The sequence below is a fragment of the Bradyrhizobium erythrophlei genome (assembly GCF_900142985.1).
GTDB lineage: Bacteria > Pseudomonadota > Alphaproteobacteria > Rhizobiales > Xanthobacteraceae > Bradyrhizobium > Bradyrhizobium erythrophlei_B.
The window spans coordinates 2,263,451-2,287,474 of sequence record NZ_LT670849.1; the positions used below are offsets into that span (position 1 = coordinate 2,263,451).

The 24,024-nt window shown below is 59.9% G+C and carries 21 protein-coding genes, 1 tRNA gene and 1 riboswitch; of the genes, 13 read left to right on the forward strand and 9 right to left on the reverse strand.

Translation table 11 applies throughout. The features are described 5' to 3' along the window. Positions 1-57: 57 nt before the first annotated feature. The 3 genes from BUA38_RS10640 to BUA38_RS10650 are packed head-to-tail and all read right to left on the reverse strand — an operon-like array spanning position 58 to position 4,045. Entirely contained in the window at positions 58-1,401 is a 1,344-nt protein-coding gene (locus BUA38_RS10640; RefSeq protein ID WP_072817887.1) for a c-type cytochrome, read from the reverse strand. Continuing rightward, a complete protein-coding gene (locus tag BUA38_RS10645) occupies positions 1,398-3,563 on the reverse strand; it encodes a xanthine dehydrogenase family protein molybdopterin-binding subunit (RefSeq protein ID WP_072817888.1) in 2,166 nt (721 codons plus the stop codon). Before BUA38_RS10645 ends, BUA38_RS10640 begins: the two co-directional genes overlap by 4 nt. Positions 3,564-3,583: 20 nt before the next feature. Continuing rightward, entirely contained in the window at positions 3,584-4,045 is a 462-nt protein-coding gene (locus tag BUA38_RS10650; protein ID WP_072817889.1) for a (2Fe-2S)-binding protein, read from the reverse strand. A gap of 400 nt (positions 4,046-4,445) precedes the next feature. Here BUA38_RS10650 and BUA38_RS10660 point away from each other — a divergent pair, with 400 nt between their 5' ends. The 5 genes from BUA38_RS10660 (at position 4,446) to BUA38_RS10675 (ending at position 9,108) form a co-directional block, all read left to right on the forward strand. Next, the gene (locus BUA38_RS10660) at positions 4,446-5,285 is read left to right on the forward strand and encodes a hypothetical protein (protein ID WP_072817891.1); all 840 of its coding nucleotides are present in this window, start codon (positions 4,446-4,448) and stop codon (positions 5,283-5,285) included. A gap of 471 nt (positions 5,286-5,756) precedes the next feature. Next, positions 5,757-6,284, forward strand: coding sequence for a hypothetical protein (locus BUA38_RS10665; protein ID WP_072817892.1), 528 nt, complete (start codon positions 5,757-5,759; stop codon positions 6,282-6,284). A 296-nt stretch (positions 6,285-6,580) separates the two neighbouring features. After that, on the forward strand, positions 6,581-7,273 hold the full coding sequence (locus BUA38_RS10670; RefSeq protein WP_072817893.1) for a recombinase family protein: 693 nt from the start codon (positions 6,581-6,583) through the stop codon (positions 7,271-7,273). Positions 7,274-7,407: 134 nt separating this feature from the next. Then, positions 7,408-7,788, forward strand: coding sequence for a hypothetical protein (locus BUA38_RS36640; RefSeq protein ID WP_156898484.1), 381 nt, complete (start codon positions 7,408-7,410; stop codon positions 7,786-7,788). A 288-nt stretch (positions 7,789-8,076) separates the two neighbouring features. Further along, the gene (locus tag BUA38_RS10675) at positions 8,077-9,108 is read left to right on the forward strand and encodes an IS110 family transposase (RefSeq protein ID WP_072817894.1); all 1,032 of its coding nucleotides are present in this window, start codon (positions 8,077-8,079) and stop codon (positions 9,106-9,108) included. Between the two features lie 381 nt (positions 9,109-9,489). On the opposite strand, the gene BUA38_RS10680 is transcribed toward BUA38_RS10675, so the two are convergent. Together BUA38_RS10680 and BUA38_RS10685 are read right to left on the reverse strand one after the other, a co-directional pair. Then, positions 9,490-9,966 (reverse strand): hypothetical protein, encoded by a 477-nt coding sequence (locus BUA38_RS10680; protein ID WP_156898485.1) that lies wholly within the window; start codon positions 9,964-9,966, stop codon positions 9,490-9,492. A 476-nt stretch (positions 9,967-10,442) separates the two neighbouring features. Further along, positions 10,443-11,393, reverse strand: coding sequence for a hypothetical protein (locus BUA38_RS10685; protein WP_072817896.1), 951 nt, complete (start codon positions 11,391-11,393; stop codon positions 10,443-10,445). A 547-nt stretch (positions 11,394-11,940) separates the two neighbouring features. On the opposite strand from BUA38_RS10685, the gene BUA38_RS10690 reads away from it, so the two are divergent. Beyond that, positions 11,941-12,954 carry a tyrosine-type recombinase/integrase gene (locus BUA38_RS10690; RefSeq protein ID WP_072817897.1) on the forward strand — a complete coding sequence of 338 codons (1,014 nt, stop codon included), beginning with the start codon at positions 11,941-11,943 and terminating at the stop codon, positions 12,952-12,954. A 53-nt stretch (positions 12,955-13,007) separates the two neighbouring features. On the opposite strand, the gene BUA38_RS10695 is transcribed toward BUA38_RS10690, so the two are convergent. Then, positions 13,008-13,081 (reverse strand) — tRNA-Gly (locus BUA38_RS10695). A gap of 53 nt (positions 13,082-13,134) precedes the next feature. Continuing rightward, on the reverse strand, positions 13,135-14,688 hold the full coding sequence (locus BUA38_RS10700) for a winged helix-turn-helix domain-containing tetratricopeptide repeat protein (protein WP_072817898.1): 1,554 nt from the start codon (positions 14,686-14,688) through the stop codon (positions 13,135-13,137). A 127-nt stretch (positions 14,689-14,815) separates the two neighbouring features. Here BUA38_RS10700 and BUA38_RS10705 point away from each other — a divergent pair, with 127 nt between their 5' ends. From BUA38_RS10705 to BUA38_RS10730, 6 genes are all read left to right on the forward strand, one after another. After that, on the forward strand, positions 14,816-15,277 hold the full coding sequence (locus BUA38_RS10705) for a cupin domain-containing protein (RefSeq protein WP_072826016.1): 462 nt from the start codon (positions 14,816-14,818) through the stop codon (positions 15,275-15,277). A gap of 343 nt (positions 15,278-15,620) precedes the next feature. Further along, positions 15,621-16,199, forward strand: coding sequence for a methylated-DNA--[protein]-cysteine S-methyltransferase (locus BUA38_RS10710; protein ID WP_072826017.1), 579 nt, complete (start codon positions 15,621-15,623; stop codon positions 16,197-16,199). 9 nt (positions 16,200-16,208) lie between these two features. Continuing rightward, on the forward strand, positions 16,209-17,048 hold the full coding sequence (locus BUA38_RS10715; RefSeq protein ID WP_072817899.1) for a helix-turn-helix domain-containing protein: 840 nt from the start codon (positions 16,209-16,211) through the stop codon (positions 17,046-17,048). A gap of 33 nt (positions 17,049-17,081) precedes the next feature. Further along, positions 17,082-17,441, forward strand: coding sequence for a VOC family protein (locus BUA38_RS10720; RefSeq protein WP_072826018.1), 360 nt, complete (start codon positions 17,082-17,084; stop codon positions 17,439-17,441). Between the two features lie 195 nt (positions 17,442-17,636). Continuing rightward, positions 17,637-18,035 (forward strand): SRPBCC family protein, encoded by a 399-nt coding sequence (locus BUA38_RS10725; RefSeq protein ID WP_072826019.1) that lies wholly within the window; start codon positions 17,637-17,639, stop codon positions 18,033-18,035. A gap of 89 nt (positions 18,036-18,124) precedes the next feature. Next, complete coding sequence (locus BUA38_RS10730; RefSeq protein WP_072817900.1) at positions 18,125-19,471, forward strand: PQQ-dependent sugar dehydrogenase; 1,347 nt, start codon at positions 18,125-18,127, stop codon at positions 19,469-19,471. A gap of 289 nt (positions 19,472-19,760) precedes the next feature. Here the strand turns inward: BUA38_RS10730 and BUA38_RS10735 are convergent, their stop codons facing one another. Beyond that, positions 19,761-21,086 (reverse strand): MFS transporter, encoded by a 1,326-nt coding sequence (locus BUA38_RS10735; RefSeq protein WP_072817901.1) that lies wholly within the window; start codon positions 21,084-21,086, stop codon positions 19,761-19,763. Positions 21,087-21,426: 340 nt separating this feature from the next. Then, a complete protein-coding gene (locus BUA38_RS10740) occupies positions 21,427-22,533 on the reverse strand; it encodes a 2'-deoxycytidine 5'-triphosphate deaminase (RefSeq protein ID WP_072817902.1) in 1,107 nt (368 codons plus the stop codon). A gap of 104 nt (positions 22,534-22,637) precedes the next feature. Then, positions 22,638-22,717: riboswitch (SAM riboswitch) on the forward strand. 70 nt (positions 22,718-22,787) lie between these two features. On the opposite strand from BUA38_RS10740, the gene BUA38_RS10745 reads away from it, so the two are divergent. Next, positions 22,788-24,005, forward strand: coding sequence for an O-succinylhomoserine sulfhydrylase (locus BUA38_RS10745; RefSeq protein ID WP_072817903.1), 1,218 nt, complete (start codon positions 22,788-22,790; stop codon positions 24,003-24,005). The last annotated feature ends 19 nt before the right edge of the window (positions 24,006-24,024 follow it).

A 24,024-nucleotide genomic window follows, 5' to 3' on the forward strand; every position in this document is an offset into this window, starting at 1 on the left:
GCTTGATCCGGCTCTCCGAAAACGAAGGCCGGATCCGGACTGGAGCGGTTGGCCAACTCACTGCGCCGTCTGCTTGCGCAGTTCCGCCACGTCCTTCCCGGTGAGCTTCGATCCCTTACTGCCGAAACGCGCCGTGACGTAGTTGGCCACTGCGGCGATTTCGTCGTCGGAATAGGCGTTGCCGAATGCCGGCATCGACAGCGCGCCGTCCGGTATTTCCCGTTTGGTCCCTGAAATCACGATCTGCGCGACATTGGTCGCGCCGGGATCGTTCACGGCCCATGCGCCCGTCAGCGTCGCCATCGTGGAGACGGGGCTCTCGCCCGTCCAGCCGTGGCAACTGACGCAGGCGCCCTCGAACACCATTTTGCCGCGCGCATCGGGCGTGCCGCCATCCTTGTGCGACGCGGGCGCCGGCGGCGCCAAACTCGCGGGCAGATCGGCCGATGTCGTCGGAGGGACGCTACGCAGATAGGCCACGATGGCGCGGATGTCCTCAGGCGCGAACCGGCTGAAACTGTGATCGACGGCCTCGCCCATCGGGCCCGACGCCGAGCCGTGGCCTGTTGCGTGGCCGACCGAGAGATAGGAGACGAGATCCTCGTCACGCCAGCCGCCGACGCCGGTCGACTTGTCCGAACTGATGTTGAACGCGCGCCAGCCGGCCGTGATGGCGCCGCCGAATTTTCTGCGATTGTCCAGTGCAAACGCCAGATTTCGCGGCGTATGGCATTCGCCGCAATGGGCAAGCGCTTCAGCCAGATAGGCTCCGCGGTTCCATTCCGGGCTTTTCGACGTGTCCGGCGCAAACCGCGTGTCAGGGTTGAACAACGCCGACCAGAACATCATTGCCCAGCGCTGATTGAATGGAAATGACAGCGTGTTCGCAGGTGGCGTCGCGCGCACCGCCGGCAAGCTGAACAAATAGGCCTTGATCGCCAGTGCATCGGCGTCGCTGATATAAGTGTAGGACGTATACGGCATCGCCGGATACAGCCTCGCGCCGTCGCGGCGGACGCCGCGGTGGACGGCGTTGAGGAAATCCTGATCGCTGTAATTGCCGATGCCGGTTTCCTTGTCCGGCGTAATATTGGTCGAATACAGCGTGCCGAACGGCAGTTTGAAGCCGAGACCGCCGGCATATGGCTTGCCGTCTTGCGTGGTGTGGCAGACCAAACAGTCCGCCGCGTTTGCCAAGTACTCGCCCCGCTTCATGACATCGGCGTTTGCCAGCGACGCCGGAACACCGGCGGGACTGCCGCTGCGATAATCCGCGAGCGTTACTTTCGGGCCGTCCGCGAAGGCCAGTGGACCAGGACCACGGACAATCCAGAGCCCGACCGCCAGCGCAACCACCACAATCGCGGCCACGCTGGCTAGAATTCGCGCCCGGGCACTCATGCCTTCTTGCCCGCAATCAACGCACGGTCAATCGGCAGTCTGCGCAGCGCGATGCCGGTTGCAGCATAGATCGCGTTGCGCAACGCAGGCGGTCCCGCCGTCACGCCGGTTTCGCCGATGCCGCCGGGCGCCTCGCCGCTCTTGATGACGTGGACATCGATCTTCGGCGTCTGGTTGATGCGCAGCATCCGGTAGTCGTTGAAATTGGATTGCTGAACCCGTCCCTTGTCGATCGTGATCTCGCCGTAAAGTGCAGCGGTCAGGCCGAAGATCAGCCCGCCCTGGAGTTGCGCGACGATGGTGTCGGGATTGACGGCAATCCCGGTATCGACCGCAGAGGTGACGCGGCGCAGATGTACTTCGCCAAGGTCGTCGACTTCCGCCTCCACCACGGTTGCGATGAAGCTGCCGAAGGATGGCTGAACGCAGACGCCACGGCCCACCCGTGCCGGCAGCGCCTCGCCCCAGCCGGATTTTTCAGCCACGAGGTTGAGCGCCGCGAGCATCCGCGGATTCTTGGCCAACATCGGCCGGCGAAATTCGACCGGATCCTTCCCCGCCTTGCGGGCGAGTTCGTCCATGAAGCTTTCAATGGCGAACACATTGTTGTTCGGGCCGACGCCGCGCCAGAATCCTGTCGGCACCGCTGGTGGTTCGGCCCGCACATATTCGACATGGAAGTTCGGGATGTCGTAAGGCATGTCGACGGCGCTATCGATCGCATCGATGTCGATTCCTTTCTGGAACGCGGGCGGTAGCCAGCGCGCGATAACGGCCGAGCCGGAGACCTTGTACTTCCAGCCGACGATCCTGCCGTCAGACAAGGTCGCGGCAATGGTGTCGCGATAGACCGGCCGGTAGACATCGTGCTGGATGTCCTCTTCACGGGTCCAGATCACCTTGACCGGCCCGTCGACCTGCTTGGCCACTTTGACCGCGGCAATGACCATGTCCGGCTCGAGCTTGCGGCCGAAGCCGCCACCGAGCAGGTGATTGTAGACGGCAACTTTCTCGACCGGCAGTCCGGCCGCCTTGGCGGCCTCCGACTGCACGCGGGTCATGATCTGCGTGCCGGTCCACACTTCGCAGGAGTCGCCCTTGAAGTGAACCGTTGCATTGACCGGCTCCATCGGCGCATGCGCGAGGAACGGCAGCTCATAGGAGGCGTCAAGGCGTTCGCCGGTCGCAAGCGCCTTGGCGATATCGCCGGTCGATTTGGCGACGGCGCCGTCTTTTTCGCTGGCGGCGCGCAAATCCTGCCAGATGTCCTTCGAGCTGATCTTCGCGTTCGGACCTTCGTCCCAATCGATCTTCAGTGCAGCGAGGCCCTTCTTCGCGGCCCACATGTGATCGCCGACCACGGCGACGAAGTCGTCCAGCACGACGATCTTCTGCACGCCAGGAACCTTCTTCGCCGCGCTGTCGTCGACCTTGCCGACCTTGCCGCCAAACACCGGGCAAAACGCGATCGTCGCGACCTTCATGTTGGGAAGGATCGCATCGATGCCATAGACGGCCTTGCCGTTGACCTTGTCTGGCGTGTCGAACCGTTTCAGCGACTGGCCGACATAGACGAAGTCCTCAGGCTTCTTGAGCGTGAGATTCTTCGGTGGAGTCTCGCTGCTCGCCGCCCCGGCAAGTGCACCGTAAGCGAGCGTGCGTCCACTCTCCTTGTGCATCACGACGCTCTTCGACGTCGTGCAGCTTGCCGCCTCGACCTGCCATTGCTTCGCCGCGGCCTGTACCAGCATGGACCGTGCGCCGGCGCCCGCGTTGCGCAACGCGGTCCACCACGCGCGGATCGAATTGGAATTGCCGGTGACTTGAAGCCCGAACACGGGATTGCCGTAGAGCTTGTCATTGGGCGGCGCGTGTTCGAGCGATACCTGCGACAGATCGGCGTCGAGCTCTTCCGCGAGAATCATCGCAACAGCCGTATAGACACCCTGCCCCATCTCGACCTGAGGCATCATCAGCGTCGTATGGCCGGCCTCATCGATGCGGATGAACGCGTTGGGCGCAAACTTGCCCTCTGTCACATCGGGCGGCTGCACCGGCTCGTTGACTGCTGCGCGAAGCGGGAGATGGAACGCAAACAGGAAACCCGTCGTCAAGCCGCCGGTCACCAGCGTACGGCGCGATAGGGGCATCGTCGATGTCATGGTCATGGCTGCCTCCGCTTTTACGACTGGCGTCCGGTCGCCGCCTGCTTGATGGCGGCGCGAATCCGCACATAGGTGCCGCAGCGACAGATGTTCCCGGCCATCGCGGCATCGATATCGGAGTCGTCGGGGTTAGGCGTGGCTGCCAGCAGCGCCGCCGCCGACATGATCTGGCCGGACTGGCAATAGCCGCACTGAATCACCTCAAGGTCGAGCCAGGCTTTTTGTACCTTGGCGCCAGCAGGCGAGGCGCCCACACCTTCGATCGTGGTGATCGCGCGATCGCGCACCGCGCTAATCGGCAGCACGCAGGAGCGGACGGGTTTGCCGTCGATATGCACCGTGCAGGCACCGCATTGCGCGATGCCGCAGCCGAACTTCGAGCCGGTCATGCCCAGAATGTCGCGCAGGACCCAGAGCAGCGGCATATCCGCGGGGGCTTCGAAGGATTTCTGTTCGCCATTGACTTGGATCGTCAGCATATCTGAACCTCCGGTCACTCAGCCACTACAAGACGCTCAATATCTCCCCCGTCCGCCTCCTCCCCAACAATACACCTCCGACGTCATCGTTGCCATGGCCGCTGACGCCAAAGACGCCCGGGCGAATAGCCGGTTCCTTTGGCTGCGCGGCCCGAGCCGGCGAACGCTGCGCTCTCCCGCCTCAACGGTCGAGTGCTCGGTTTCCTGGGAGAAGACGTCGCAGGCCATCGTCCTGAGTTTTCGCGAATGCGGCCAAGCTTCGTTCGATAAGGCAAAGACCGAGGCAGCGATGTCCGATCGGGACTCGCACCCGAAAGACTAGCGGGCGAACTGCTGCGACCACCGTGCCCGCGAATTTCGCGCCAGGCGCTGGAGCGGGCGAAGGGAATCGAACCCTCGTATGCAGCTTGGGAAGCTGGACGTTTCCCAAGAAGCACAAAGAGTTAACAACAAAACTACCCCTAACGGCGCTCAATGCGATCAACAGCTTACATCGAAGAAGCAAAACGCAACACTTCCGACGGCAACACCTTTTCCTAAAACACGCAAGTTCGGAAAATGGGGGGACGCCTTTTCGATCATGCGCGACGTCACGTACGGGAAGCTCCGCTATATGGACCTGTACGAGCAGACCACTCTAGCCTTCATCTGGGGCCGGACCCAATATTACGGGAAAGCGTGGGAATTCATTCCGTTAAGGCATTTCATGTCGGGGGTGTGGGGGCGCGACGGGCTCTGTGTCGCGCCACGAATCCGCATTTCTGAAACGAAGCTTTTACAATCGATAAAAAGCCTCGAAGCTAAGAATTTTATCGAAGTGAACCGTACATTTCGAAAGAACCGGTATCGCATACGCACAGAAATCGAAATTGACACTCCAGATAACACCCGAAAGATCTGGGAATATATCATCTGGAATCAGCCCGGGCTTCTGGCGATGATGGTGGGGGAGATGGAAGATCGCAAATCTCTGCTCGATGAAACCGAGTTGCAGCATTTAGTCGGCTTGCGCGAGGTAATACGGGTTCACCAAAAAGGAGTTGTTGTGGATGGCACCCTCATGGATGAGGTAAACGCTGCCTCACTTGTAGGGCAGGGTTCTCTTGCCACTACCTCACCGGTGAAGGATCATAAGTTACCTGTTATAAATAAGAATAAGAAACCTAACATAGCACCCGCGCCGCCAAAAACGCGGCGCTTGGCTATCAGGCCTCTAAGTTCAATGCGCAGCCGCAGCTAATTCTCGTCTTACATCTCCCATCGATACATCGAACCTCGGCGCTCTAGGAGCCGCCTGGTATGAACTCCGACTCTTCTTCGATGTGTGAGAGGCCGAAGACTTCCGTAAGCCGTCTACCGGTGGAAAGGCCTCTACGAGGCGTTAGCGCACTCGGCCATGCGACAAAAACAAACGGGCGGGGCATAGCTGCGCCGCCCCTAAACGGGGACGTAGCTGTTCTAAACCGGCTTCACTTTTTTCTTATCGGGAACTCGGCACGCCGACCACCATGGTCTAAGCGGGGACGGAAGCGTACGTGCGCAAGGCGACGATCGGTATCGACGACGTCTGCGGGCGACGATTAAGCACAAGCCGACCATCCCGGCAGCGCTAATGTTTAAGGTGGGTACCCTGGGCACTCGACTGTTGAGAGAAAGAAGGTTAGCAAGATGCAACCAAAAAGCGATCGGTCCAAAAGTCTAGGGTGCCGTGATGATGGATTTCTCAAAGATCGAGCCCGAATTCCGTAAGGAAATTGTTCGGGGCGGTGAAGCTTATTTAGATGGTCTGGTGAAACTGGCGACGGCGGCGGATGCCCGAGCCTCAAGCCTAGCGGGCATGTATACAGCCGCCGCGACTGGTCTAATAGCTGGTGTAGTTATTGCTCTTTTTAACTTGGCGGGCACCAACTTGTCAGCTCGCTTGCCGCTAATTTTAGGTGGCGTGGGCGCCGCCGTTTGCTTTCTCCTCGGTGCAATGCTCTGCATAAGCGCGATTCAACCCGCAGACTTTTACCTTCCGGGTTGTGAGCCTGATAATTGGAAGGAAGATATCGATACTGGCAAGAAGCTGGATGACTGTCTGGGCGAACGCGCAGGGCACATCCAAAGCGATATCGACTCAAACACCGAGGTGATTAGAAAGAATGCTCGCTTGTTCAAATGGGGCTCACGATTTGGAATCGCAGCCCCATTTGTTGGCGTTTTGATCTGGGCGATTACCCAATGCCCTGCCGGATAATTATTTCTTCTTCGCCACCTTACGGGACTTCTTGGCTGTCTTCTTGACTGCGGATTTCTTAGGTCTCGGCTTACTTCGTTTAACCACGTTGCTACCCCCAATTGGATGAGGGCTCTAGCTTATCACGGGCAGCGCTTTCGCCAAGCTCAGAAGCATTTAACCGCTTGCTTGTGGTTTTTGAGTTCAACGAGGCACTCGATCCATTCACCCGTCGAGAAAATCTAGAATTGCAGTAAGGGTCCACGTCTGTAACGTTATTTGCAACCGACGTTGCAAACAATGTTACGGGGCATTCGATGACTTCAAAGCGGTATATCGCCTACTATCGGGTAAGCACCCAGCGACAGGGCAAATCCGGCCTCGGCCTAGATGCCCAACGGAAGGCGGTAAATGATCGCCTACGCGGCCTAGCTAACCCCATTGCCGAATACACCGAGGTGGAAAGCGGCAAGCGAAACGATCGCCCAAGGCTCGCGGAAGCCCTTTCGGCATGCCGTCTACATCGGGCTACCCTTATCATTGCCAAGCTTGACCGGCTCGCCCGAAACGTCGCCTTCGTCTCCAATCTCATGGAGGCGGGTGTCGAATTTGAAGCGGTCGATTTTCCTCAAGCCAATCGGCTTACCATTCATATCCTAGCGGCCGTCGCAGAGCATGAAGCCCGGATGATCTCGGATCGCACACGGGCGGCCTTGGCTGCGGCCAAAGTTCGGGGCGTCCGCCTCGGGGGCTTCCGCAACCGTGCAGGAACCTGCAACGACCTTGCGCGGGCGCGGGCCACAAGAACCGACAAAGCCGTTCGGCGGGCGTTCGATTTACGGACTACAATCCAAGAAATCCAGAACAACGGCGCTCACTCGCTTTGCGCTGTGGCATCCGGCCTCAATCAAAGAGGGATCACCGCACCACGTGGCGGGGTCTGGCGTGCTGCCCAGGTGAAGCGCGTACTGTCGCGGCTCGCGAAAACAGGTCCGATCTTACCCTCATAGCGGACATAGGCCGGAAGGCTCACCACTTCGCCTTTTGACCCAGAACGGACTTCATAACTCCGAACAATTTGAAGCGATGTATTCTCAGTTTTAGAACTTGCCTCGTTCTAAGCTAACTTCGCCGGAGGCTGGCGATGGTCAATGTACTGAACATTCTACAACTGCTGCTCATCGTCATAGCATTCGCGTGGATTAGCGCTGGGATAGTTTCTGTCATCTGGTTTCTTATTCGCGCGGCGTGCCGAAAAGCAGGTTTGGCTGGCCGTTACCTGATTTTCGTACCAGCCGCCGTCTTCGCCGTTCCGGCATCACTATTTTTCATCGCAAAACTAGATCGACTTGACGCACTGGAAAGAACTTGCCGCGCCGCCTCTTTGGCGAACGCCGGTAGATTGCAAGGCGCGGCAAATGTGCATGTTCATGAGCACTATGATTTTTGGAACAAAACTTATTCGGGGAGCGCGGTTTATCCCTGGATATCCCGTATGAAACGCCAAAAGTGTCCTTATTGCTAACTTTCGAGATAGAACAGAGGGCCTATTCAGAATGGGTCCATTGCCTTTTCTTGAAAATCCCGAATACCGGCGAGCCGCCACAGTTGGACCTTCAAAACGTTCATGTCGCCGAAGGGGGCGGGCCATTGGCACAATAAAATCGAACCCGGAGTCCGTTTCTGGCACAAAGATGGGGTTATCGGCCGGCCCAGCTTGTGGATAGCTGAAGATTTTGGGTGCTGCGCTTCAGGCTGATGGTGAAACGAGGTCCGTGGTAACGGCCTCAAGCATCAGAAGGAGAAGCGCAGCATGGACCATTTTGCTGGATTGGACGTATCGGTCAAGGAGACAAGTGTCTGCATTGTGGATGACACGGGCAGGATCGCGAAGGAATTAAGGGTAGCAAGCGAGCCAGACGCTCTGCTGCGGGTTCTGGGGAACCCGGCCTACCGTTTCAAGCGGATCGGATTGGAGGCTGGGCCGCTGTCGCAATGGCTTTTCGGTGCGCTTGCCGAAGCAGGCTTGCCTGTGATCTGTGTCGAGACGCGGCACATGCGGGCGGTTCTGAAGGCGCAGATCAACAAGACGGATCGCAACGATGCGCGCGGTATGGCCCAGATGATGCGGGCGGGGCTTTATCGCCCGGTGCATGTGAAGACGCTACGCAGTCAGAAACTGCGAGTGCTGTTGACCCATCGCAAACTGCTGCAGTCCAAGGCCATCGCCGTCGATAACGACCTGCGAGGGACTTTGCGCAACTTCGGCCTCAAGGTGGGCGTGGTAGGAACGGTGAAGTTCGAGGCGCGCATCAAGGAGCTTGTCGAAAGCTTCCCGGATCTTGCTGAGTTAGTCGAACCGCTGCTGATTGTCCGGCGGACGCTTCGTGAGCAGATCGGCATTCTTCATCGTCGCTTGCTGGCTATCGTTCGGAATGATGATGTGTGCCGGCGCCTGATGACCATCCTGGGTGTTGGTCCCGTTGTGGCGCTGACCTATCGCGCGACTGTCGACGTGCCCGCCCGCTTCCGAAACTCCAAGGCGGTGGGGGCGGTGTTTGGGCTCACGCCTTCCAGGTATCAATCAGGCGAGATTGACCGACCCGGCGCCATATCAAGGTGCGGCGACGAGATGATGCGGGCAATGCTGTACGAAGCGGCTCATATCATGCTGGTGCGTTTGGCAAAGTGGTCCTGGCTCAAGGCCTGGGCCATGAAGATCGCCAGGCACCGCGGGATGAAGAAGGCGATCGTGGCGCTGGCGCGCCGGTTGGCGGTGATCATGCACCGCATCTGGGTTGACGGTACCGAGTTCCGATGGAGCCAGGAAGTTACAGCGGCGTGAGGACTAGCAGGATTAAACGCGATAGGAGGACACTCGAGCTCCACCGAGCGGTGGAATGATGTCCCTCGCGGGACGATGGATGAGGTGAGTTCGTATGTCCGCTTGGACCCACTGTCTGTAAGACGGCAAGGCCGCCCCAAAGATTGTTCCACCTCGTCTTCGAATCCCATACTGGAAGGGCCTTGGTGCCGATTCCGAAGAGAAGCACGAGCCCGTGGGCGACACCAACACCGCAAACATGGATAGTCTGAAAGTGCTTGACCCCTAACGGCCGATTAGAGAAGCGGACATGGCACGACCATCTGACGACTTCCGTTCTTCTGCCGATAGCGGACATCAATCAGAAGCAAAACCGAGGAGATGTAAACGACCCATCCCGTCTTATTTTTTCCGTGTTGCCCGGATCATGAAATCCGTGTCTGTTCGGGATGAGGTCCAGTCGTAGCGCCCGAGCGGAATAAACTCAGGGTTCGCTTTCGCTGCGTTGACCAGTAGTAGTTTGATGAAGTCCAACCGACTATCTCTCGGCAATTCTGGGGAGAGGATCATGATCCCCGCACCGATCAGCAAGAAGGTATAGGTAGCGTCACCGCCCTGGCGTGGAAAGTTTATCTCCCACTCCACCATGTCGCGGGCTCGATTGACGTAAGTGATGGTCTTCCACGTCGTATTGGGGCTGTCCTTCTGCCGGTAGATTTGCTCGCAACGTTTGATACCAGCCTTCGATGGCTTGTCGCATTTTTCGACGGACGCAGCCTCGACGGTGGTCACCAAGAAAATGCATAAAAGCAGCAAAGCACCGAGTTTTGCTCGAAACACCTTCTCCCCGACGCGCACAATCTTGAAAACGTCATTCATGACTCGGACCATGCCACGTATCGCCGGCAACTCCTAATCGTGGTCACTTCGCCGGAAGCAAAACCGAGGAGATGTAGACTGCTCCTCCCTATCTGTAATAGTGCGAAAATTCCTGCGAAATTTTTCTAAAATCGATCAGCCGAGATAAGAACGACGGGTATAAGGTACACCCGCTTTCCAAACCGCCGTCTAGTGCAACATCGTCTTACGTGTAATACAGAGTCCGCCCAGAGAATTGCGCCGGACGAACACGGCAACAAATCCCAACTCTGCTAATCGCGGGTAACGCACACCGCTATTGCTCTCAAATTACAAGATGTGCGCCATCTAACGTAAGACCAAACCATTACGCCGTCTGTAAGACGTTCGAGGTTTGCAGGAACATGCAACCAAATCTTAGGCGGGCCGCAAAAATACCCAAGAAGCCAATCAACCTTCCAACAAATGTCATAGCGGGGGCACGACGTCCAAAGCCGCTAATCGTCCTTAGATAAGAGATTGCTGCAGTAGCCACACAATGAGCTAGAGTCATGGGAAACATTGTTCGGGGTAAGAGAAGCGTAACACCTTGCGCATTCTTCGAGCGACATGAAGCAATTGGTGCACTGATTCTCTTCATTGAACATCACGTAAGTCTTCGTTGTACATTCCGGACATATGCCTAAGGGATCTTCGCCACCGTCTTTCACCGCCGCATAACGCTCGTATTCGAAATGCGCCTCTAGCGCGGCTTCCATCAGCGTGATTGCGTCGATCCTCTCCCCGCACTGGCGACACTGCGCATCCGCAAAGCCGGATTCGTTTCTGGTCCTATCAATACGATACACCAGATGTGAACCGCACTGCGGACACGGACGGCTTGCCTCAGATAATGCTTGCGACCGCCAATCAACACCGTCGAATGTCTCGGTGCATTGCTTAAGCTCTCGCTCGTATAGAGCCTTCGCATTGAGCATTACGGCCCAACTGCTGCCTAGCCGTTCGTGGGGCTCCTCATTCATCTGTCGGAACAGATCGACGACCACGGGAAAAGCTTTCGCAATCGCCTCCCTCACAGATTCGCGGTTAGCCTGAGTGTAGAGGTGCTCCATATCGTTGCGAATACGACTCAGATCCTTTAGCGAGGCCTGGTCAATCTTGAGACCGAACGCCTTAAAGCGCTCACCGATTTCATTAAAATCAATGGTTCTGGTTCCGGACACGAATTTGATATTACCGCTTCCATCAAGAAGCGGTTTGTAGTTCGCTCCCACAACATCCCTCGGATTTGCTTGCGGAGCGGCGCGGACCAACACTTCCTTCGCAAGAAGCAGGACACCGGCATAGAAATTTCTGGCCGCTGATAATGGGCGCCTCGCATCGTTAGATTCGTAATCTTCAATGCCAAGCTGTATCGACTGGATGGCGTTGTCGAACAGAGTGTTCATGCACCCCCCGATTCAGGCGGCTATGCGCCATCTAATGTAAGTCCAAACCATTACACCGCTCTGTAAGACACCATGAGGCAAGCCCCTGTTGCAGGATAGTTTGCAGGTTAAGGCGGCGCTTTTCGATTCTGTTGCAGGCGACCTGCAACAAATAAATTTCAGACTTTAAGCAAATGCCTGAAAGTGCTCGCGAATAACCAACAAAGATTTTTTCTCTCACGCTTGCCTCAAAGTTCGAGCGCTGTGCAGATTGATGCTGCGCTTACGCAATCAACTTCTTAGCTTGCGAGTCGGAGATTTGATAATCTTTCCTCATCGTCTGCCAATGACCCGCTACCGCCGGATCGGGTGAAGATGGCACGTCGACCTTGCACATTTAGACTGCGAGACGTGACCAGAGTCTTACGCGCAACTATCGCGGCCGGCATTGATGTGCATAGCATTGAGTTAGATAAAGACGGCAAGATTACTGTTGTAACAAAGAGTGAGACCGTTCCGGCACCAGCTGATAGCCTCGATCGGGAGCTGGCAGATTTTGAGGCGCGTCATGGTCAGGGTTGAGTTGAAAGGTATTACTAAGGTCAAAGCCAAGGGTCGCACCTATTGGTATGCATGGCGCGGCGGCCCGCGGCTGAACGGCGAGCCCGGCTCACCCGAATTTATCGTCTCCTTCAACGAAGCGATTGAGCAGCAGCGCACTCCCGACAAGAGCCGTTTCCGATTCGTTGTTGCCGACTACAAGGGAAGTGCCGAATATAAGAAGCTCGCGGAATCTACACGCGCGCAATGGGGCAAGTGGCTCGACCGTATTGCCGATTACTTCGGCGAATTGCGTACCGCGCAGTTTGATCGGCCAGAGAAAATACGGCCCGTAATTCGGCGTTGGCGAAATGGATGGGCCGATACTCCCCGCACCGCTGACTACGCCCTCCAGGTTCTGTCGCGCGTCGTTGCCCACGGCGTGGAGCTCGGTAAAATCGCGGGAAATCCCTGTGAGGGCATCAAACACCTCTACAACAACGACCGCTCCGAAATCATCTGGACCGATTCGGATGTCGCGCGCATCAAAACAACCTGCTCGGCCGAAATTGCGCATGCCGTCGATCTCGCTGGCCACACCGGATTGCGGTTGAGCGATCTGATGAGGTTAGCGTGGTCACACGTCGGCGACGACGCAATCGTCCTCAGCACCGGTAAGAGTAGGCACCGTCGCGAGGCGCTCATCCCTCTGTACGGCGCCCTCCGCAAGGTCCTCCTACGAATTCCGAAGCGCGCAACCACAATCCTAACCAGCAGCAGGCGGCGACCGTGGACGGCCGATGGCTTTGGCAGTTCGTTCAATAAGGCCAAGATCGACGCTGGCATGTCGGGGCAGGATCTACACTTTAACGACCTCCGAGGCACAGCGGCGACGAAGTTCTACATTGCCGGATTCAGCATGCGCGAGATCGCCGAAACGCTCGCGTGGGAGGAGGAGTCGGTCGAGAAGATCATTCGCCGCTACGTGGGTCGGGCGGCCGCCACCAGGGCGAAGATCAAGAAGCTGGAGGGCAAAGAATGAACAAATCCGACAAAACCGCTAACAAAACTTTCTCTCCGGTCTCAGCTAAGCCTTGGAGCGGGCGAAGGGAATCGAACCCTCGTATGCAGCTTGGGAAGCTGCCGTTCTACCATTGAACTACGCCCGCGGTGCCGGGCCACCATAGCGAATGACGCGGCAGGATCAAGGCGCACCGTCGCACTACTCCGGCAGGCCGGCGGCGCGCAGCGCTTCGCCGAGAGATTGCGCAAGCGCAGGCTTGCAGTCGACGGCCTCGAACTGCCGGCTGTAGCGAAACGCCGGGTGCAATTCGAGCACCCGCGCAGCGGCGACCTTCGCCTCCTCCAATCGTCCGAGTTTGACGAGCGCGGCGGCCAGCTTCACATAAGTGATGCTGTGCGCCGGATTGGCCTGAACCGATCGGTAAGCGGCCTGGCAGGCCTGGTCGTAACGGCCGCGCATAAAATAGCCCGTCGTCTGCGCGTCAAATGCAGCGAAAGCCCAGGAGTCGAGCGGGCTGAGCCGCATGCCCCGCTCGCTCCACTCGATTGCCCGTTCCGCTTCTCCGCCCCAGGCGAGGATGACGCTGCCGAGAATGTAGGTCAGCGCCGATGACGGGCTGACGGCGAGCGCGGCGTCCAGCGCGGTGAACGCAGCAGCGCGGTCATGCCCGTCCATTCCAATGGAAAAACCCGCAAGCGTCAGCGCAGCCGCGTCGTCCGGGCCATGAAGGAGAGCAGAGCGGGCATGATGAATCGAAGCCGCGCGGCTGGCTTCCTGCAATCCGGCGCGGAGAAAAAGGCAATGGTGGCACATCGCGGCGTTGCCGTGCGCCAGCGCATAGGCGGGATCGAGTTCGACGGCGCGTTCGAGCAGCACAAGCGCGCGCTTCACCCGCTCGGGCATGCCGGAATCGACATCGAGCTGGGCCCGCAGCACAAGGTCGTAGGCATCGAGGCTGCCGGGGCGCTTGCGCTTCACCCGCTCGATTTCGGCGCGTCGTATGCTTGGCGCGACTGCACCCACCGCCGACAGCGCAATCTCGTCCTGTAGCGCGAAAATATCATCGGAGCTGCGATCGTAGCGCTCGGCCCATACGTGCGCCCCGGTCGATGCATCGATCATCTGGCCAGTTACACGCAGGCTATCGCCGGCTTTGCGGACGCTGCCTTCGAGCACATAGCGCAGGCCGAGCTCGCGGCCGACCTGCCTCACATCGACGGCGCGGCCTTTATACGCGAAGGTCGAATTTCGTGCGATGACGAATAGCCCCTTGATGCGGGCGAGGCCCGTGATGATGTCGTCGACCATCCCGTCGGCAAAGTAGTCCTGCGCCGGATCGCCGCTGAGGTTTGCGAACGGCAGAACCGCAACGGACGGCTTCTCCGGCAAAGCGAGCCCGGCGGAAGCCGCAACGACAACCGACGCACCGCCGTCATCGAACGTGACGGCCGGCCCGACATAACGATAGCCGCGCCGCGGCAGTGTTTCGATCCAGCCTGCGCCGCCTGCGATGTCCTCCAGGACCCGCCGGATGGCAGCCATCTGAACCGTCAGGTTGCTGTCCTCGATCGCCTGTGCGGGCCACGCCGCCTCGAACAGGTCCTCTTTTGCGATCGGCGTACCCGCGCGCTGCACGAGCAGCGCAAGCAGGGCAACGGCACGCTGGCCGAGCGGCGTCGGCTCGGCGCCGTGAAACAGGATTCCGGCCTCGGCGTCGAGGCGGAAAGGACCGAATGTCAACGGCGCCGCCATTCACGGATAGGATATCGTTTGGTCTTTTTTCGCAACAATTTCGGAACGGCTTCATGACTTGCCGGCGCGAGCAGCGGCATCTTGCCTCAGTTTTTGCGGCAATCAGCATCGAGCCATGGAGGATCACATGAACACCGCTCCGGTCATTCGCATGCCCGACCAAAACAAGGGTGTCAGCCTACGCGGCCATCCAATGGTATTCCTCGTCACCGGCGAGGATACCAGGCACACCAGCATGTTCGACTGGACGATCCCTGCGGGGTTCGCCACCGGTCTCCACGTTCACCGCGTGCAGGAGGAAACCTTCTACATGCTGGAGGGAGAATGCGAGTGGCATGTCGGCGAGAAGCTGATCCGCGCGACGCCGGGGACCTACCTCTTCATCCCGCCGGGCGTGGCGCACAACATCACCAATGTCAGCGAACGACCGGCGCGGGTCCTGATGACGGTCTCGCCGCCCGGGCACGAACACTATTTCGAAGAGCTTGCGAAACTTGCCGCGAACGGCTCCCCCGACCCCGACGCGCTTTCCGGTCTGCGGGACCGTTACGACACTGATCAGCTTTCGACGCTGACAACAAAAGCTTGAATTTGGTGGGCCCGAGCCGCTCCCGCCCCACAAACAGCAAGGCCGCCAAGCACTACGCTCAACGGCCTTACCAGGTTGTCCCGGACGGGGGAGTCCGGTGCGGGACCTTTAGCAAAGCGCTGGTAACGCCAGAACTGAATAATAGTTGATGGGCGCGTGTACGCCGGTCACGCGCGAGCGACATCGATGCGCCCGTCACACGCGGCGGCTCCGTCGCCTCGAAGCGCGCATTTTTCCCTCTCTCCACTGCGCGATCGTGCCGCGGCCAGCCTTCTTAACCGAACCTTCACTTTTCAGATGCGGCCGATTGTGACGGTGCTATGATGCTGTGGGGGAAATGAGCATGCTGGGGCGGGCATACACCATTTTCGACACGGCCATTGGCCGATGTGCGGTCGTGTGGGGCGAAGCGGGCATTGTCGGTGTCCAGCTTCCTGAAGCGCGCGAAATCGATACCAGACGGCGGCTGTTTCAGCTTTATCCCGAAGCGCGGGAAAGCAAACCTCCGCCGAATTCGGAAGTCGCCATCGAGGGCATGGTCTCCCTGCTGCACGGGGATGCGGCCGATTTCTCCGACGTCACGCTAGACATGCGCGGCATTCATGGCTTCGACCAGCGCGTCTACCAGATCACACAACGGATCCTGCGCGGCGAAACCCTGACCTATGCCGATGTCGCCGCGCGGCTCGGTTCGCCCAGCGCCGTGCGCTCGGTGGCGCTGGCGCTCGCCCGTAATCCTTTTGTCGTCATCGTTCCCTGTCACCGCGTGCTGGAAGCGGGCGGCTATGCCGACCGGATGTCGCCCCATGGCGGACTGATCTCCAAACGGCGGCTGCTCTCGATCGAGGGGGCGGTCAGTTCCAACAGCAAGACGCTGCTCGACGTCCTGCTCCCCGTTGCCCCGCCCAGGCTGCCTAACTAAATAGGCTAAATGATCAGGACGCCGCTGCTGAAGCACCGCTCGATCGCGGTGTCGGACTTCCGCTGCACCGCCGGACCGGGCGAGAAGCCCTTCGCGGAGCAGTTTGTCTGCCATTCGGTTTCCTATGTGCGCAAGGGCAGCTTCGGCTGCCGGTCCCGCGGGCGGACGTTTGAACTGGTGACCGGATCAGTGCTGGTCGGCTTTCCCGGCGACGAATATGTCTGCACCCACGAGCACATCTGCGGCGACGAATGCCTGTCGTTTTTTCTGGAGCCGGAGCTGGTCGAAACGATCGGCGACCGGCGCGACACCTGGCGGGTCGGCGCCGCGCCGCCTTTGCCCGAACTGATGGTGCTCGGCGAACTGGCGCAGGCCGCAGCCAGTGGCCGCAGCGATATCGGCCTGGATGAAATCGGATATCTCTTCGCCAGCCGCTTTGTCGATGCGATCTCGGACCGCGCGCATAAGCCGGCCGAGGTCAAGGCCCGCGACCGCCGCCGCGCGGTGGAAGCCGCGAGCTGGATCGAGGAGAATTCGCACCGGTCAATCGACCTCGATGCCGCCGCCGACCGGGCCGGCATCAGCCCGTTCCACTTCCTGCGCCTGTTTTCGAAAGTGCTCGGCGTCACCCCGCACCAATATCTGGTGCGCTCGCGGCTGCGCCAGGCGGCACGTCTACTGACCGAGCAAGACATCGCTATCACCAACATCGCCTACGATGTCGGCTTCGGCGATCTCTCCAATTTCGTGCGCACCTTCCACCGCGCCGCGGGCCTCTCCCCGACCGCCTTTCGCGACGCTTCCAGAGGAAAGCGCAAGATTTTCCAAGCGGGTGGGGCGCTGCACTGACTAGCATCGTCTTCATCATCAATGGAGACGGCCATGTACGACCACGTCGGAATCAGAGTGAACAACCTTGACGCCAGCATCCGCTTCTACACGGCGGCGCTGGCCCCGCTCGGCTATATCCTCTGTTCGAAGGATGCGAGCGGCGCGGGCTTCGGGCCCAAGGGTGAGCCGGCTTTGTGGCTTCACCTCCACAAGGGCGATGCCGCGACCGGCGCCCACATCGCGTTCCGCGCGCCCAACCACGATGCGATCGGAAAATTCCATAGCGAAGGCGTCAAGGCCGGCGGCCGCGACAATGGCGCGCCGGGTCCGCGAAAGGATTACAGCCCGACTTATTTCGCAGCCTTCCTGATCGATCCCGACGGCAACAACGTCGAAGCGGTCTGCACATAGGGAACCGCCCCCTCTCATCCTGAGGAGCTTGCGCCAGCAAGCGTCTCGAGGATGAGGCGATAGCGCAGGCCTCATGGTTCTCCCGGCGATGCAAAGCATCGTCCGGCGATGCGCACCGGACGGCGCAAACGCCGCCGGGGGCTCCTCACCATGAGGAGAGAACTCTCGCAACGCGTTACCAAGAAAGTGAGCAATATGGCCTCTATCTGCAAGGACATTCCCATCCATGCGCACCCCGATGCTGTCTGGGAGGCGGTGCGCGATTTCGGTGCGGTGCATCAACGGCTCAATCCAGGATTTGTCGTCGACTGCCGTCTCGACGGCAACGCCCGCATCGTGACCTTCCATAACGGCAATGTGGTGCGCGAGGAGTTTGTGGATTGCGACGACACGCGGCGGCGCCTGGCCTATGCCATTACCGGACGCGAGCGCGTCAATCACTATAACGGCTCGGTGCAGGTGCTCGGCGACGGCGACAACCGCAGCCGGATCATCTGGATCGTCGACGTGCTGCCGAACGAGATCGCCCCCTACATCTCCGAGCAGATGGACCTCGCGGCCGTTGCGATGCAGAAGACGCTGGGAAGCGCGTAACGCGACCAGCGCCAATCCCGGTCGTGCCGCATTTCATGGTATAGCTTGCCGGCGTCGGATTTCCATGGCGCGCCGCAGGCGAGGACCGGATGAAGAAATCTCCATGCCGAAATCACTGGCTCATCGCCGCCGCCGTAAGCCTCGCGGTGTCGTTGACAGGCTGCAACGAGCAGGAAACGGCGACGGTCGGACAGACCTATGGTCCGAAGCCTGTGCTGGTCGAGCCGGAAAAATCGGTGGTGCCGACCGTCAACGTCGCCAAGGCGGTGGGCTGGCCGGCCGGCGGCAAGCCGATGGCTGCGGACGGAATGGCGGTCAATGCGTTTGCGACCGGGCTCGATCATCCGCGCACGATGCACGTCCTGCCGAACGGTGACGTGCTGGTGGCCGAGACCAATGCGCCGGAGCGTCCGGAAGAGAACAGAGGCATCAAAGGCTGGATCACCAGGATCGTGCTCGGCCGCGCCGGCGCCGACACGCGCAGCGCCAACCGCATTACGCTGTTGCGCGATGCCGACGGCGATGGCGTTGCGGAAACAAAGTCGGTTTTTCTCGAAGGCCTGAATTCGCCGTTCGGCATGGCACTAGTCGGCAATGATTTCTATGTCGCCAATTCGGATGCGATCGTGAAATTCACCTACCACGCCGGCGACACCAAGATTGCCGCGGCCGGGGTAAAACTCGCGGACCTACCGGGCGGCCCGCTCAATCATCACTGGACCAAGGACCTGGTCGCCTCGCCCGACGGCGCCAAACTCTATGCAACGGTCGGCTCCAACAGCAATATCGGCGAAAACGGCATGGACGCTGAAACCAACCGTGCCGCCGTGCTCGAGGTCGATCGCGCGACCGGAAAATCGCGTGTGTTCGCCTCCGGCATTCGCAATCCGAACGGACCTGCGTGGCAGCCGCAGAGCGGCGCGCTGTGGGTCGTCGTCAACGAACGCGACGAACTCGGCAACGATCTCGTGCCGGATTACATGACCTCGGTGAAGGACGGCGGATTTTACGGCTGGCCGTACAGCTATTATGGCCAGCATGTCGATGCCCGCGTTCAGCCGCAGCGCGCCGATCTGGTCGCGAACGCGATCGCGCCGGATTATGCGCTCGGCGCGCATACCGCCTCGCTGGGTTTGGCCTTCAACACCGGCAATCTGTTTGCGCCTGACATGGCGAACGGAGCCTTCGTCGGCCAGCACGGTTCGTGGAATCGCAAGCCGCGCGCCGGTTACAAGGTGATCTTCGTGCCGTTCGCCAATGGAATGCCGTCGGGACAGCCGCGCGACATCCTGACCGGCTTCCTCAATGCGGATGGCGAAGCGCAGGGCCGCCCCGTGGGCGTCGCGATCGACAAACGCGGCGCGCTGCTCGTGGCCGATGATGTCGGCAACACGATCTGGCGCGTGACGCCCGCTGGAAAGTCGGCGGCGCGATAGTGCCCACTTTCCGAAGTTCGCGTTACACCTCAGCACGCACCTTCCACGAACTTCGGAAAGTTATCGGCACTAGCAAATCTATGATTCTAGTGCCGCTTCTCTATTTGAAGTTCCTGAACAAAATTCGCCGCTTGTAGTGCGGGAACTTCAAATAGGCGGCACTAGACAAACGCATCATGGTGAGGAGCGCGGACTCCGAGCGGCAGCGAGGCCGTCGCGAACGGCGCAAACAAAGAAGCGCGTCTAACCATAACGGCATGCGCCTGGATCGGCGCGGCTCACTCCCGCGTCAGTCATCATACTCCTTTGAAATATCCTTGCCGGTGTAATCAGGCATAAGCGACGCCGCGATGAGGCTTACGACCGAGCAGGCAGCGATGTAGATCGAAACCGCATAGCCGGAGTGATAGGAGGCGAACAGCGCCGTCGCGATCAAGGGCGCTGGACCGCCCGCGATCACGGAGGCGAGTTGGTAGCCGAGCGAAGCACCACTGTAGCGCAATCGCGGCGTAAAGGCCTCGGCGATCAAGGCTGCCTGCGGCCCATATTGCATATCGTGCGGGATCAGCGACAACACGATCGCGATAAAGACCAGGGACGGCACAGCGGTGTCCACCATCCCGAAATACAGGAAGCCGAATATCCCCGTCGTCGCGGCGCCGATCAGATACATCTTCCTGCGCCCGATCAGGTCGGAGATGTGGCCTGACAGAGGAATGGTGATGAACGAAACGCAAGCCGCAACCAGCACCGCCATCAGGATCAGATCGCGCGACATCTTCAGGGTGCCGACTGCGTAGGCGAAGATGAATGCGGTAAAGATATAGAACGGCGCTTGCTCGGACATCCGCAGCAAGGCCGACAGCAATATCTCCTTCGGATGCTTTTTGAAGACCTCGATGATGGGAGCCTTCTCGATCTTGCGGTTGTCCAGAAGCTGCTGGAACACCGGCGTCTCAAGAATACCAAGGCGAATCCACAACCCGACGCCAACGAGAACGATCGAGAGCGCGAAAGGCAGTCGCCAGCCCCAGGTGATAAACTGGTCGCCCGTTAGTTGGCTGAACGCGAGCACGGCAAGATTGGCCAGGAACAGGCCGCACGGCACGCCGAATTGCGGCCAGGCTGAGACCAGCCCGCGTTGGCCATGGGTACGCGACCATTCCATCGCCAACAGCACCGATCCGCCCCACTCGCCACCCACGCCGATGCCCTGCAGCATCCGCAACACCGTCAGGATGACGGCGCCCCAGATGCCGATCGAGGAGTAGGTGGGCACGAATGCGATCAGGAAGGTGGCGATACCCATGCAGAGCAGAGTAGCGATCAATGTCGCCTTGCGGCCGATCCGATCACCGTAGTGACCGAATATCGCGGCACCGATCGGGCGCCCGACGAAGCCGATGAAATAGGTTCCGAAGGCCGCCAGCGTCGCCGTCAGCGCATCCTCGTTGGGAAAGAAGAGCTTGCCAAAGATCAGCCCGGCGGCGGTGCCATAGAGGAAAAAGTCATACCACTCGATGGCGGTGCCGATGGTCGACGCGATGACCGCCTTGCGCAATTGCGCGCTATGATCTGAGTCGGACAACGTTCCGTGTGTGATCGCGATCGTCATCGAAGTCTCCCCTGATTGGTCGTTTCCCTGCCCGGTTCTCCGCGGTTCTTTGGGGAGATGATACAATCAGCGCGCGTCGACCGAAAGACGCATCGCTCCGCCGACCGCGATATTGCTGCGCCGCACGAGAAGTGGGTGAAGGGCCTAGTGGAGTGGATTTGACATTCGCTACCCGCCTAGCCGCGGGTTCGTCGAGCGAATGTCAAATCCAAAACTCCACTAGAAACCTATATTTGCTAGCGGTCCTATGATTCCGACATTCGCAAAAGTGGCCGCCGCGAAAGGATGCGAATGTTAGAATCGGACCACTGGTACCGTCCCCTGCAAGTGGCGAGTTCGATCAGACGCGAAAATGCTTGGAGAGCTTCAGCCCCTGCGCCTGATAGTTCGAACCGATGCGCTGGCCGTACATCGCATTCGGCCTTGATTGCATTTTCTCGTAGACCAGACGGCCGACGATCTGCCCGTGCTCGAGAATGAACGGCACTTCGCGCGAGCGCACTTCCAGGACCGCGCGCGAGCCCTTGCCGCCGGCGCCGGCATAACCGAAGCCGGGATCGAAGAAGCCCGCATAGTGCACGCGAAATTCGCCGACCAGCGGATCGAACGGCACCATCTCCGCGGCATAGTCCGGCGGCACTTGCACGGCTTCCTTCGAGGCCAGGATGTAGAACTCGCCCGGATCGAGGATGAGGCTGCCGTCGGACCGCGCCGCGATCGGCTCCCAGAATTCGTCGACCGTGTAGCCGCCGCGGCGGTCGACATCGACCACGCCGGTGTGGCGCTTGGCGCGGTAGCCGACGAATCCCTTGGAGTTCTCGCCCGAGAGATCAACACTCAGCGCCACGCCGTTGGCAAGGTCGGCATCGTTGACATCGACCAGCCGCTCCAGCGTATGCAATGCGTTGAGTTCGTCGGCGCTGAGGATCGCGTCGCCGACGCGGAAACGCACCTGCGAGAGCCGAGATCCCTCGCGCAGCAGCACCGGAAAGGTCTTGGGACTGATCTCGGCATAAAGCGGACCGTGATAACCGGCGCCGATCATGTCGAAGCGGCGCGTGCCGTCCGCGATCACGCGGGTGAAGACGTCGAGCCGGCCGGTCGAGCTTTTGGGGTTTGCAGCAGCGACGATTTCGCCCGGCAGCGCCAGCGATTCCAACAACGGCACGATATAGACGCAGTTGGTCTCGAGCACCGCGCCATCGGCCAGTGAAATCTCGTGCAGCTTCAGCTCATCAATGCGCTCGGCCACCGTCGCGCCCGGCCCCGGCAGAAAGCTCGCCCGCACCCGGTAGGCGATGTCGCCGAGACGAAGATCGAGGCTCGCCGGCTGGATCTGGCTTTCGACAAACGGATAGGCCGGAAGGATCAGGCCCGAATCCGCCATCGCCGCGATCGTGCGGTCGGGCAGGATGCCATGGGCGCCGGGCGGAAGCGTGAAACTCACGGGGGCAGGATCCTTCAGGAATGCTCCAAACGCCGAAAAACAAGGGCTTTTATCGGTTAACCGATGGCCGCCTTGACGGAAAGGGTGCGAGGGAATATCAGCATGACTTATCCCGTGGTGATTTGAGCCGGCCGGCTTGCAGCCACGTTAAATAAGTCGCTAAACAGGCCGGGGACAGTGTGATCCCGGCCTGATGGAATTTTTCCAGGCCGGTTTTTTTATGGCCGTTTTCGAAAGGATGGCCAGGAGGTCACATGTCCAGTTCTACCAAGTCGGCGTCTGCCAAACCCTCTCCTACGGCCCGCTACCGCCCCGAAACCCGCCTGGTTCACTCCGGAACCATCCGCTCGGAATTCGGCGAAACGTCGGAAGCGATGTTCCTTACCCAGGGCTACGTCTACGACACCGCCGAGCTGTGCGAAGCCCGCTTCAAAGGCGAGGACCCCGGCTACATCTATTCGCGCTACTCCAATCCGACGATTGCGATGTTCGAGCGCCGCATGATCGAGCTCGAAGGCGCCGAAGCCGGCCGCTCCACCGCAACCGGCATGGCGGCGGTGACGACCGCGATCCTCGCGCCGCTGAAGGCCGGCGATCACGTCGTGGCGGCGAAGGCGATGTTCGGCTCCTGCCGTTATGTGGTGGAAGACCTGCTGCCGCGCTATGGCATCGCCTCGACGCTGGTCGACGGCCTCGATCTCGACCAGTGGCAACGCGCGGTGCGGCCGAACACCAAGAGCTTCTTCCTGGAAAGCCCGACCAACCCGACGCTCGACGTACTCGACATCTCGGCGATTGCCGATATCGCGCACGCCGGCGGCGCGCGGCTGATCGTCGACAACGTGTTCGCCACGCCGATCTGGCAAAGTCCGCTCACGCTCGGCGCCGATGTCGTGGTCTATTCCGCAACCAAGCACATCGACGGCCAGGGCCGTTGTCTCGGCGGCATGATCCTGTCGTCGGAGGCGTTTGTTGCCGAGCATCTGCACAACTTCATGCGCCAGACCGGCCCATCGCTGTCGCCGTTCAACGCTTGGGTGCTTCTCAAGGGATTGGAGACGCTGGCGGTGCGGGTTCGTGCCCAGACCGACACGGCGGCGAAAGTCGCCGATGCTCTCGTCCAGCACCCGAAGGTCTCGCGCCTGATCTATCCCGGCCGCGAAGATCATCCGCAGGCAGCGCTGGTGAAGAAGCAGATGCGCGCCGGATCGACGCTGGTCGGCTTCGAGGTCAAGGGCGGCAAGGCAGCGGCATTCCGCACGCTCAACGGCCTGAGGCTCGCGCGCATCTCCAACAATCTCGGCGACGCCAAGAGCCTCGTCACCCATCCTGCCACCACGACGCATCAGCGGCTTTCGCCGGAAGCCCGCACCGAGCTCGGGATCAGCGACGGCTTCATCCGCTTTTCCGCCGGCCTCGAGCATGCCGACGACCTGATCGAGGATTTGCACGCGGGACTGGAGCGCGCGTAGCGCGCCCCGGGATGACGCC